The organism is Streptomyces sp. PsTaAH-124, from assembly GCF_000373685.1.
GTDB classification, from domain to species: Bacteria; Actinomycetota; Actinomycetes; order Streptomycetales; family Streptomycetaceae; genus Streptomyces; species Streptomyces andamanensis.
The window spans coordinates 1-13,327 of the sequence record NZ_KB892197.1; the positions used below are offsets into that span (position 1 = coordinate 1).

Genomic DNA, 13,327 nt, shown 5'->3' on the forward strand with positions numbered 1-13,327 from the left:
CGTGCGGTGGGGGCGTTGGCGGGGCGTGGGGGTATGGCGTCGGTGCCGTTGCCGGTGGGGGAGGTGCGTGGGCGTCTAGCGGGGTGGGGTGGCCGGTTGTCGGTGGCTGCGGTGAACGGCCCGTCCTCGACGGTGGTTTCGGGCGATGCGGACGCGGTGGCGGCGCTGGTGGAGGGGTTGGTCGGGGAGGGTGTGCGGGCGCGGTTGATCGATGTGGATTATGCGTCGCATTCCTCCCACGTGGAGGAGATCCGGGAGCAGTTGCTCTCTGAGCTGGGAGGCATCGTGCCGCTTTCCGGTGCGGTGCCGTTCTATTCGAGTGTGACGGGTGGCCTGTTGGACACGGGCGTTCTGGATGCCGGGTACTGGTACCGGAATCTGCGGGAGACCGTCGAGTTCGAGCGGGCGACCCGCGCGCTCCTCGCGGCCGGGCACCGTGTCTTCGTCGAGTCCAGTCCGCATCCGGTGCTGGGTGTGGCGGTGGGGGAGTCGGCGGAGGCGGCTGGTGTGGATGCCGCTGTGTTGGGGACGTTGCGGCGCGGAGAAGGCGGCTCGGAGCAGGTGTTGCGTGCGGTGGGGCGCGGGTGGGAGTGCGGACTGGAGGTGGACTGGTCCGGGGCGTTCCCGGGAGCGCGGCGGGTGGAGTTGCCGACGTACGCCTTCCAGCGCAGCCGCTACTGGCTGAAGGCCCCCGCCGCCGTCCCGCCCGCCCCCGCCGAGGACGGCTGGGACGATCTGGAGTCACAGGACCCCGCCCGGCTCGCCGAAACTCTCGGGGTCGGCCGCGCGGCCCTGGACGAGGTCCTGCCGGCCCTGGCGAGCTGGCGCACCGTCAGAAGCCGGGAACGGCGCGCGGAATCCTGGCGCTACCGCGTCGCCTGGGCACCCCTGTCGGTCGCGCCGGCGGACGGCCTCGCCGGTCGCTGGCTCGCGCTGCGTCCCGAGGGCGACGACGCGGCGGCCGTCCTGGACGCCCTCGGCGAGGCCGGAGCCGACCTTCTCCCGTGCGTCGTCGCCGATCCGGGCGCGACCCGCGGACAACTGGCCGCTCTGCTCACGAAGACCGCCGGGGAGCAGCCGCTCGCAGGCGTGCTGTCCCTGCTGTCCTGGGAGGAGCGCCCCCATCCCGGACACCCGGACCTGCCCGGCGGTGCGGCGCTGACCCTCGCGCTGGCCCAGGCGCTGGAGGACGCGGCCGTCGACGCCCGGCTCTGGACGCTGACGAAGGGAACGGCGGTCCTCGGCGGCGCGGAGCGGCCCGGACACGTCGCTCAGGCCGCGTCCGCCGCCCTGGGCCGGACGCTGGCCCTGGAGCACCCGCATCGCCGGGGCGGTCTGATCGACCTGCCCGAGGTGCTGGACGCACGGGCCGCCCGCCGCCTGTGCGCGGTGCTCGCGGGAGCAGCGGCCGATGAGGAACAGGTGGCGGTGCGCTCGACCGGGGTCCACGGACGCCGTCTCCGGCCCGCCCCGCCGTCCAGGCCGCCGGAGGTCCGTGCGGGGGGCGGGGACGGCGCGGCCGTCCAGGCGCGTACGCGACCGCGCTGGCGGGGTACGGTCCTCGTCACCGGCGGCACCGGTGGCGTCGGCTCGCACACGGCGCGCTGGCTCGCGGACCAGGGCGCGGAGCGGCTGCTGCTGGTCAGCCGTCGCGGCGCCGACGCGCCCGGCGCGGACGCGCTGCGGGCGGAACTGGCGGCGCTGGGCGCCGAAGCGGACTTCGCGGCCTGTGACGCCGCCGACCCGGCCGCACTGGCGGCGCTGGTCGCCGGCATCCCGGCGCGGTGCCCGCTGTCCGCCGTCATCCACGCGGCGGGCGTCCTCGACGACGGTGTGCTCGACGCGCTGGACCCCGCACGGCTCGCCGCGGTGCTGCGCGCCAAACTGACCACCGCACGGAACCTGCACGAGGCCACCGCGGGTCTCGACCTGTCGGCCTTCGTGGTGTTCTCGTCGGTGATGGGCGTCGTGGGCAACGCCGGGCAGGGCAACTACGCGGCGGCCAACGCCGCCGTCGACGCGCTCGTCGCCGCCCGCCGGGCGGCCGGGCTGCCCGGCACGTCCGTGGCCTGGGGAGCCTGGGCCGGACCGGGCATGCTGGCGGACGACGTCGCCGCGCGACTGCGGGACTCCGGTATGCCGGTGATGGAGCCCGAGACGGCCGTCACCGCGATCGGCCGGGCACTCGCGGAGGACGACGCGCTGGTCGTGGTCGCCGATGTCGACTGGCGGCGCTTCACCACGGCCATGGGCCCGCGCTCCGCCGCCCTGCTCGACGGGATTCCGGACCCGGCCGCCGCGGGGCCCGCCCCCGGCACCACCGCACCGCCGGCGGTCCGGGAGGACGGCGGCTCCGCCGACGCCCTGCGCCAGCGGATCGCCGTACTGCCGCGCCACGAGGACCGGGTCGCGGCGCTCACCGAACTGGTACGCACCCACGCGGCGACGGTCCTGCGCCACCCCGACGCCGACGCGGTCCAGCCCGGAAAGGCGTTCTCCGCGCTCGGCTTCGACTCGCTGACGGCGGTCGAGCTGCGCAATCGGCTCGCCGCCGTCACCGGGCTGGCCCTGCCCGCCGCCGTCCTGTTCGACCATCCCACGCCGTCGGCGCTGGCCGGCCGGCTGCTCGCGGATCTGGGCCTGGGCCTGCCGGACGCGGCGAGCGGCACCGCCGGGTCCGCCCGCTCCGCCGGCGCCGAGGCGAGCCGGGCGGCGGAGCCCGGAGCCAGCGAGCCGATCGCGGTCGTCGGCATGGGCTGCCGCTTCCCCGGTGGGGTCGCGCGGCCCGAGGACTTCTGGCACCTGGTCTCGAAGGGCGTCGACGCCGTCGGCGACTGGCCCTCGAACCGGGGCTGGGACACCGAGGGGCTGTACGACCCGGACCCCGACCGCGCCGGTACCACGTACACCAGACAGGGCGGCTTCCTGCATGATGCCGCCGAGTTCGACGCGGAGTTCTTCGGCATCTCGCCGCGCGAGGCCCTGGCCATGGACCCGCAGCAGCGGCTGCTCCTGGAGACCGCCTGGGAGGCGGTCGAGGGCGCCGGGCAGGACCCGACCGCGCTGAAAGACCGGCCGGTCGGCGTCTACATCGGCACCAACGGCCAGGACTACTCCGCGCTGCTGGAGGGCGCCGAGGGAGTCTCCGAGGGCCATCTGCTGACCGGCAACACGGCCAGCGTGCTGTCGGGGCGGCTGTCCTACGTCCTCGGCCTCCGGGGCCCCTCGCTCACCGTCGACACCGCGTGCTCCTCGTCGCTGGTGGCGCTCCACCTGGCCGTACAGGCGCTGCGGCGCGGCGACTGCGAGCAGGCCCTCGCGGGCGGGGTGACGGTGATGAGCACCCCGCGGCTCTTCGTGGAGTTCAGCCGTCAGCGCGGGCTCGCCGCCGACGGACGGTGCAAGGCGTTCTCGGCGGAGGCCGACGGCACGGGCTGGGGCGAGGGGGCCGGAGTGCTGCTGCTGGAGCGCCACAGCGACGCCCTGCGCCACGGCCGTCCCGTGCTCGCGCTGATCAGCGGCACCGCCGTGAACCAGGACGGCGCGAGCAACGGGCTCACCGCTCCCAACGGCCCGTCCCAGCAGCAGGTCATCCGCGCCGCCCTGGCCGACGCCGCGCTGCGCGCCGACCAGATCGACGCGATCGAGGCCCACGGCACCGGGACGAGGCTCGGCGATCCCATCGAAGCGCAGGCGCTCCAAGCCGTCCACGGGCCGGCGCGCCCGGCGGACCGTCCGCTCTGGCTCGGCTCGGTGAAGTCGAACATCGGGCACACCCAGGCGGCGGCCGGGGTGGCCGGGGTGATGAAGATGGTGCTGGCCATCCGCCACGGCGAACTGCCGGGAACCCTGCACGCCGGGACGCCGAACCCGCACGTCGACTGGTCCGGCGGTGGCGTCCGCCTGCTCACCGCGCGCACCCCGTGGCCGGAGACCGGGAGCCCGCGTCGGGCGGGCGTGTCGTCGTTCGGCATCAGCGGCACCAACGCGCACGTCATCATCGAGCAGGCACCTGCCGTCGCGGTCGTGCCCGCCTCGCACACCGCCGCCCCCACCACCCACACCGCCGCCACCGCCCGCCGTACCGGCCCGTCCGTGCCGTTGCTGCTCTCGGCCAGGACGCCCGAGGCCCTGCGCGCACAGGCCGGCCGGCTGGTGAGCCGGCTCGACGCCGACCCGGACCTCGAACTGCCGGACGTCGCCTACTCGCTCGCCACGGGACGCGCCCCGCTCGAACACCGGGCCGCCGTCCTGGGACGGGACCGGGCGGCCGTCCGGCGCTCGCTCACCGCACTCGCGCACGGCAGGTCGGCGGGCCGCCTGCTCACCGGCGGTCCCGTACGCCCCGGCCGGACCGCATTCCTCTTCCCCGGACAGGGCAGCCAGCGGGCCGGAGCGGGTGCGGAGCTCTACCGTGACGACCCGGTGTTCGCCGACGCCCTCGACGAGGTGCTGACCGGCTTGGACCCGCACCTCGACCTCCCGCTGCGCGACATCCTGTTCGCCGGGCCCGGAACACCCGGCGCGGATCTGCTCGACCGCACCCGGTACACCCAGCCCGCGTTGTTCGCCCTGGAGACGGCGCTGTTCCGGCTCGTACGGCACTGGGGTGTGCGGCCCGACCTGCTGATGGGGCACTCCATCGGTGAACTCGCCGCCGCCCACGCGGCCGGCGTGCTGGACCTGCCCGACGCCTGCGCCCTGGTCGCGGCCCGGGGCCGTCTCATGGACGAACTGCCCGAGGGCGGGGCGATGGTGGCGGTGGAGGCCACCGAGGAGGAAGTACGTCAGGCCCTGCTGGACGACCGCGCCGGGCACCCCGTCCCGGAGCGGGAAGCGAGCGGGGAACCGGGCCGAGCGGGCCGGGAACCGGGCCGGGACGCGGTGGACATCGCCGCCGTCAACGGGCCCGCCTCGGTGGTCCTGTCCGGTGACGCGGACGCGGTACGGCGCCTGGCCGGGGTGTTCCGCTCCCGAGGACGGCGGACCCGGCGCCTGAAGGTGAGCCACGCGTTCCACTCCGCCCGGACGGACGCGATGCTCGACGCGTTCCGGGACGTGGCCGAGTCGCTGACCTACCACGCGCCCGGCATCGAGATCGTCTCCAACCTGACCGGGCGGACGGCCACGGCCGCGGAGCTTCGCTCACCCGACCACTGGGTACGCCACGTCCGGGGCACCGTGCGCTTCCTGGAAGGGGCCCGCCGGTTGCGCACCGAGGGCGCGACGACGTACCTCGAGATCGGACCGGGCGGCGTGCTGTCCGGCATGCTCCACGCCTGTCTCTCCGACCCCGGCCCCGAGCCCACCCCCGCTCCTGCCCCCGGCGGCACCGGGACGGTGCCGCTGCTGCGCGACGGCCGCGGCGAGCCGGACGCGGTCCGCACCGCCCTCGCCTCGCTGCACCTGCGCGGCGTACCGGTGGACTGGTCGGCGGGCTGGAGCGGCACCGGCGTACGGCGGGTCGACCTGCCCACGTACGCCTTCCAGCGCAGGCGCTTCTGGCCGGAGGCCGCCCCGGACCCGGCCCCCGCCGCCTGGCGCCGCCGGGGGACCGCGATCCCCGCCGGTCCCCAGCGCTACCGCATCGCCTGGGAGCCGCTCGCCGCGCCCGCGGCGCCCCGCCTCTCCGGTCGCTGGCTGCTCGTCACCCCGGACGGGCCCGGCGCCGAGGACACCGCGCTCGCCTGCGAACAGGCCCTCGCCGGACACGGCGCCGATGTGCTCGTGATCCGGGTCGGGAACGCCGTCGAACGCGCTGAACTGGCCTCGCTGCTGCCGGAGTTCGGCGTACTCGCGGGCGTCCTGTCCCTGCTGTCCCTGGCCGAGGGACCCCATCCGGACCTGCGGACGCTCGACACCTGTCTGACCGGGACCCTGCTGCTGCTCCAGGCACTGGGCGACAGCGGCATCGACGCACCCCTGTGGTGCGCCACCCGCGGCGCGGTGGCCGCTGACGGCACGGAGGAGATCCGTCCCGAGCAGGCCCAGGTGTGGGGCCTTGGCCGGGTGGCGGCCCTGGAGCACCCGCTGCGCTGGGGCGGCCTGGTCGACCTGCCGGACCGGTTGGACGGGCCCGCGCTGGACGGGCTGTGCGCGGTGCTGGCCGGACGGGACGGCGAGGACCAGGTGGCCGTACGCGCGCCGGTGCCGCTGGGCCGCCGCCTCGTCCCCGCGCCGGAGCCCGCGGCACCAGCGCACGCGCCGTGGACGGCGCGCGGCACGGTCCTCGTCACCGGCGGCACCGGCGGCCTCGGCGCCCAGGTGGCGCGCTGGCTCGCCGAGCGCGGGGCGGAACACCTCGTCCTCCTCGGCCGGCGGGGCCCCGAGGCCCCCGGAGCCGACGAGCTGACCGGCGCTCTGGCGGCGCTCGGCACCCGGAGCACCCTGCTGGCCTGCGACGTCGCCGACCGCGCCGCGCTGGAACGGGTCCTGGAGCGGCTGCGCGACGCGGGCGAGACCGTACGGGGCGTGGTGCACACCGCGGGACTCACCTCGGACACCGCGCTGATGGACTGCACACCGGCCGAACTGGCCCGGCTGACGGCGGCCAAGACACGCGGCGCGGCCCACCTCGACGCCCTGTTCGAGGACTGCCCGCTGGACGCCTTCGTGTTGTTCTCCTCGATATCGGGCACCTGGGGCAGCGGCGGCCAGGGCGCGTACGCGGCGGCCAACGCCCATCTGGACGGCCTCGCCGCGGCGAGGCGCCGCCGGGGCCTGAGGGCGACCTCGGTGGCCTGGGGCCCCTGGGCCGGCGCGGGCATGGCCGCCGGGGCCGTGGGCGACGGGCTGCGCCGTCATGGGCTGGTGCCGATGGCTCCCGAGGCGGCGCTCTCCGCGCTCGGCCTGGCGCTGGCCCTGGACGAGGGCGAACCGGTCGTCGCCGAGCTGGACCGGAGCCGCTTCGTGCCCACCTTCGGTTCGGTGCGGGACAGCGCGCTGCTGCGCGGCCTGCCCGCCGCCCCGGAGCCCCGGGCGGCGGAGGCCGCCGCCGGGTCCGGGCCCGGTACGGGCGGCGAACCGTCGTGGCGGCACCGGCTGCACCGGCTGCCCGAGGCCGAGGGCCGCAAGCTGCTGACGGAACTGGTCCGGAGCGAGGCGGCCGCCGTGCTGGGCCACGAGTCGGCCGCCGGTTTCGCGGCCGACCGCCCGTTCCGCGAGGTCGGCTTCGACTCGCTCACCGCCGTCGAACTCCGCAACCGGCTGGTCGCGGCCACCGCTCTGCCGCTGGCGCTCACCTCCGTCTTCGACCACCCGACGGCAGCCGCCCTCGCCGCGCACCTCTTCGCCGAGCTGAACGGCCCGGAACGAAACGACGACGGCACGACCGACACGAAGGGCACGACCGGAACGACGCGCACGACGGGCACGACCGACACGATCGGCACGGCCGCGGCGGACTCCGCAGCCGCAGCCGCAGCCGCAGCCGCAGCCGCAGCCGCAGCCGACGTCGGCGGCGCGGCCGGGCCCGCCGCGGCCGTGGAGCCCCTGGCGATCGTCTCGATGGCCTGCCGGTTCCCGGGCGGTGTCCGCTCGCCCGACGACCTGTGGCGGCTGGTGGCCGACGGAGTGGACGCGGTCACCGCGCTGCCCGCCGACCGCGGCTGGCCGCTGGACACCCTCTACGACCCGGACCCCCTGCACCCGGGCACCTTCTACACCACCGGCGGCGGATTCCTGGACGGGGCGGCCGAGTTCGACGCGGAGTTCTTCGGCATCTCCCCGCGTGAGGCACTGGCCATGGACCCGCAGCAGCGACTGCTGCTCGAAACCAGCTGGGAGGCGCTGGAGCGGGCGGGACTCGATCCCGCGTCGGTACGCGGCAGCGACGGCGGCGTCTACGTCGGCGTCGCCGCCCAGGGCTACGGCACCGGCCCGCAGGATCCGTCCGACGAGATCGAGGGGCACCTCCTCAGCGGCACGGTCACCAGCGTCGCCTCCGGCCGCGTCGCCTACACCCTCGGACTCGGCGGCCCCGCCGTGACCGTGGAAACGGCCTGCTCGTCCTCGCTGGTGGCCCTGCATCTGGCCGGCCAGGCGCTGCGCGCCGGGGACTGCTCGTTCGCCCTGGTCGGCGGCGCCGCGGTGATGGCGAGCCCGGACGTCTTCGTCGAGTTCAGCCGCCAGCAGGGCCTGTCGCCCGACGGCCGCTGCCGCTCCTTCGCCGAAGGGGCCGACGGCACGGGCTGGGGCGAAGGCGTGGGCGTACTGCTCGTGGAACGCCTCACCGACGCGCGCCGCCTCGGGCATCCGGTCCTCGCCCTCGTACGGGGCACCGCGGTGAACCAGGACGGTGCCAGCAACGGCCTCACCGCCCCGAGCGGCCCCGCACAGCAGCGGGTGATCAGGACCGCGCTGTCCACGGCGGGACTGTCCGGCGCCGACATCGACCTGGTCGAGGCGCACGGCACCGGCACCGTTCTCGGCGACCCCATCGAGGCGCAGGCGCTGCTGGCCACGTACGGTCAGGACCGGCCCGCCGACCGGCCGTTGTGGCTGGGGTCGCTGAAGTCGAACATCGGGCACACCCAGGCCGCCGCCGGGGTCGCCGGGGTCATCAAGACGGTCCTCGCACTGCGGAACGGCGTGCTCCCCGCCACCCTGCACGCACAGCAGGCGTCCAGCCGGGTGGACTGGTCGGCCGGCGCGGTACGGCTGCTCGCGGACGCCCGCCCCTGGGACGCCCCGGACGGCGGCCGGCCGCGCCGGGCCGGCGTCTCCGCGTTCGGCATGAGCGGCACCAACGCCCACGCCGTCCTGGAGGAAGCGCCCGCCGCCGACGCCCGGCCGCCCCACGGCACGTGCGGCGAACCGTGGGAGGACACCGGGACCACGGTTCCCTGGCTGCTCTCCGCCATGACCCCCGCGGCCCTGCGCCGACAGGCGCGCCGACTGGGCGAGCACCTGCGGGCCGACCCCCGCGGGGGCGCCGCCGGACCGGCCCGCGCGCTCGCCACCACCCGCCCCGCCCTGCCCTTCCGGGCGGCCGCCACCGGCCGCGACCGCGACGCGCTCCTCGGCTGGCTGGACGCCCTCGCGGCGGGAGAACCCGCGCCCGACGCCGTGCAGGACCGGGCACGTGGCGGCCGCACGGTCTTCGTCTTCCCCGGCCAGGGCTCGCAGTGGGCCGGTATGGCCGTGGCGGCGCTCGACACCTCCGAGGCGTTCGCCACCGCCGTCGCCGCCTGCGAACGGGCGCTCGCCCCGCACATCGACTGGTCCCTGACCGAGGTCCTGCGCGGCACGCCCGGCGCACCGGCACTCGACCGCGTGGACGTCGTCCAGCCGGTGCTCTTCGCCGTGCTGGTCGCGCTGGCCGCGCACTGGCGCGACACCGGGGTCACCCCGGACGCGGTCGTCGGGCACAGCCAGGGCGAGATCGCCGCCGCCTGCGTCGCCGGAGCACTGTCGCTCGACGACGCGGCCCTCGTGGTGGCGCTGCGCAGCCGGGCGCTGCTGAGGCTGGCGGGACGCGGCGGCATGGTGTCGGTCGCCGCCTCCGCCGAGCAGACCACGGGTCTGCTGCCCCCCGGCGGACGTGTGTGCGTGGCCGCGGTGAACGGCCCCGGCGCCGTGGTCGTCGCCGGGGAGCCCGAGGAACTGGCCGCCCTGCTCGCGGCCTGCGACCGGGAAGGCGTACGGGCCAAGGCGATCCCGGTGGACTACGCGGCCCACTCGGCCCAGGTCGCCGAGATCGAGGACGAACTGCGCGAAGCTCTCACCGGGATACGCCCCCGCGCCTCGGCCGTCCCGCTCTACTCGACGGTGACCGGCGGACCCGTCGCCGGGGAATCGCTCGACGCCGCCTACTGGTACCGCAACCTGCGCGAGCCGGTCGACTTCGCCGGTGCGACCCGCACCTTGCTGGACGCGGGTCACACCCTGTTCGTCGAGGTCAGCCCGCATCCGGTGCTGCTCGCCGGGATCGAGGCGGTGGCCGCGGAGGCCGGGCGGGAGGTGTCGGCGGTCGGCACGCTGCGGCGCGGCGACGGTGGCCGGGACCGGCTGCTGGCCTCGCTGACCGAGGCGTGGGCGGCCGGCGGCGGCCCGGTGGACTGGACGCCCTGGACAGGGGCTTCCGGGCCGGGCGGCCCGTCCCCTCTCCCGCTGCCGACGTATCCCTTCGAGCGCGACCGGTACTGGCTGCCCACACCGGGCCGGACGGCCGCCGCGGCCGCCACCGGAACGCCGACCGAGGGGGCCGAGGGGGCGGAGGAGGCCGCGGAGAAGGCGGAGGCGGAGGCCGCGGGCGACGACGGTACCCCCGCCGTACGCCTGGCCGCCCGGCTGGCACCGCTGGACCGGCAGGCACGCCGTCAGGCGCTGCTCGACCTGGTCATCCGGCACGCGGCCGCGGTCCTCGGCCATCGCGGAGCCGGCCCGGTGCGCCCGGAACGCTCCTTCTCCGAGGTCGGCTTCGACTCGATGCTCGCGGTGCGGTTCAGGAACGCGCTGTGCGAGGCCACCGGGCTGGCCGTCCCGCCGACGGTCGTCTTCGACCATCCGACGCCCGAGGCGCTCGCCGCCTTCCTGGACGCGGAGCTGTCCGCCGCGCCCGAACCGCCCTCGCCGCTGCTGGCCGAGCTGGACCGGCTGGCCGCGCTCCTCGCGGCCGTCCCGCCCCGAGCGGCCGACACCGACGGGGTCGGCGAACGGCTGACCGGGCTGCTGCGCGACTGGGGTCGCCGCGCGGGCGCGCCGGGCGGCGAGGCACCACCGCCCGCACCGGTGGACGACACCGCCACGGCGACGGAAACGGCGACGGCGGACGAGTTGTTCGCCCTGCTCGACAACGACTTCGGCAACGCCTGAGAGAGAGCTGGCACTGATGTCCGACGACAAGAAGCTGCTCGACTACCTCAGGCGCGCCACCGCGGACCTCGGTGATGCCCGGAGGCAACTGCGCGAGGCCGAGCGGGCCCGCCACGAACCGATCGCCATCGTCTCCATGGCCTGCCGCTACCCCGGCGGCGCCCACACGCCCGAACTGCTGTGGGATCTGGTCTCCCGGGGCACCGACGCGATCTCCGCCTGGCCGGTCAACCGCGGCTGGGACCTGGAGGGCCTCTACGACCCGGACCCCGAGCGGCCCGGCACCTCCTACACCCGGCACGGCGGCTTCCTCCACGACGCGGCCGACTTCGACGCGGAGTTCTTCGGCATCTCGCCCCGCGAGGCCCTGGCGACCGACCCCCAGCAGCGGCTGGCACTGGAGACCGCCTGGGAAGCCGTCGAGCGGGCCGCGATCGACCCCCGCACCTTGCGGCGCACCGGCACGGGTGTCTTCCTCGGGGCGATCGGCAACGGCTACGGCGCGGGCTCGCGCCACCTCCCCGACGTCCAAGGGCTGCTGGACACCGGGACCGCGAGCAGTGTGGTCTCCGGCCGGATCGCCTACACCCTGGGCCTGGAAGGGCCCGCGGTGACCGTGGACACGGCCTGCTCCTCGTCCCTGGTCGCCCTGCATCTGGCGATCAGGGCCCTGCGGGCGGGCGACTGCACGCTGGCCCTGGCCGGCGGGGTGTCGGTGATGGCGACCCCCGACGCGTTCGTGGCGTTCAGCCGCCAGCGCGCTCTGTCGGCCGACGGCCGCTGCAAGGCGTTCGGGGCCGACGCGGACGGCACCGGCTGGTCCGAGGGCGTCGGCGTCCTGCTGCTGGAGCGGCTGTCGGACGCCCGGCGCAACGGGCATCCGGTGCTGGCCGTCGTCCGCGGTTCGGCCACGAACCAGGACGGTGCGAGCAATGGTCTGACGGCGCCCAGTGGTCCGTCGCAGCGGCGGGTGATCCGTGCGGCGTTGGCGGACGCGGGTCTGACGGCGGCGGATGTGGACGTGGTGGAGGCGCACGGCACCGGCACCACCCTCGGTGACCCCATCGAGGCGCAGGCGCTGCTGGCCACGTACGGCCAGGACCGGCCTGCCGACCGCCCGTTGTGGCTGGGCTCGTTGAAGTCGAACATCGGCCACACCTCGGCGGCGGCCGGAGTGGGCGGCGTCATCAAGATGGTGCTGGCGATCGGGCACGGCGAACTGCCCAGGACCCTGCACGCTGACCGGCCGACGCCCATGGTGGACTGGTCGTCGGGGGCCGTGGAGATCCTCGACGAGGCCCGCGCCTGGGACGACACGGGTCGTCCGCGCCGGGCAGGGGTGTCCGCCTTCGGCGTCAGCGGCACCAACGCCCATCTGATCCTGGAACAGGCCCCGGCGGAGGAAGCCGAACCGGCGGCCGCCGAACCCGCTGCCGACGGCGACGCGTATCCGCTGCCCTGGGTGCTGTCGGGGCGTACCGACGAGGCGCTGCGCGACCAGGCGGCCCGGCTGCTGGCCCACCTGAACGCCGGCCCCGGACCCCTGCGGGCCGCCGACACCGGCCGCGCCCTCGCCCTCACGCGCACCGCCTTCGAGCGGCGGGCCGTGATCGTGGGGACCGACCAGGACGGGCTGATCGACGGCGTGAAAGCCCTGGCCGAGGGCCGGACGGTGCCGGGACTGGTGCGGGGCGACGGGGTGTCGTCGGGCCGTTCGGTGTGGGTGTTTCCGGGTCAGGGTTCGCAGTGGGTGGGGATGGCTGCGGGGCTGCTGGACGAGTCGCGTGTGTTCGCGGGGCGGATGGCGGAGTGTGGTCGGGCTCTGGCGCCTTATGTGGACTGGTCGTTGGCTGGCGCGTTGGGTTCGGAGGGGCTGCTGAAGCGGGTTGATGTGGTGCAGCCGGTGTTGTGGGCGGTGATGGTGTCGTTGGCGGAGGTGTGGCGGTCGTTCGGTGTGGTTCCGGATGCGGTGGTGGGTCACTCCCAGGGGGAGATTGCGGCTGCGTGTGTGGCGGGTGGTCTGAGTCTGGAGGACGGGGCGCGGGTGGTGGCTCTCCGGTCCCGTGCGGTGGGGGCGTTGGCGGGGCGTGGGGGTATGGCGTCGGTGCCGTTGCCGGTGGGGGAGGTGCGTGGGCGTCTAGAGGGGTGGGGTGGCCGGTTGTCGGTGGCGGCGGTGAACGGCCCGTCGTCGACGGTGGTTTCGGGCGATGCGGACGCGGTGGCGGCGCTGGTGGAGGGGTTGGCCGGGGAGGGTGTGCGGGCGCGGTTGATCGATGTGGATTATGCGTCGCATTCCTCGCATGTGGAGGAGATCCGGGAGCGGTTGCTTGCTGATCTGGCGGGGGTTGTTCCTGTTTCGGGTGTGGTGCCGTTCTTCTCGACGGTGACGGGTGGCTGGCTGGACACGGAGTCTTTGGATGCCGGGTACTGGTATCGGAATCTGCGGGAGACGGTGGAGTTCGGGAGGGCGACGGAGTCGCTGTTGGGGGAGGGGTTCCGGTTCTTCGTCGAG

General features: G+C 75.7%; 2 protein-coding genes. Both read left to right on the forward strand.

Annotated features, from left to right (window positions below; genetic code table 11):
* A partial coding sequence (locus tag B086_RS41190; RefSeq protein ID WP_037874210.1) for a type I polyketide synthase occupies positions 1-10,815 on the forward strand: 10,815 nt, incomplete at its 5' end.
* A gap of 13 nt (positions 10,816-10,828) precedes the next feature.
* Positions 10,829-13,327, forward strand: a 2,499-nt coding sequence (locus B086_RS0129800; RefSeq protein ID WP_420712590.1) for a type I polyketide synthase, incomplete at its 3' end; no start/stop codon positions are given.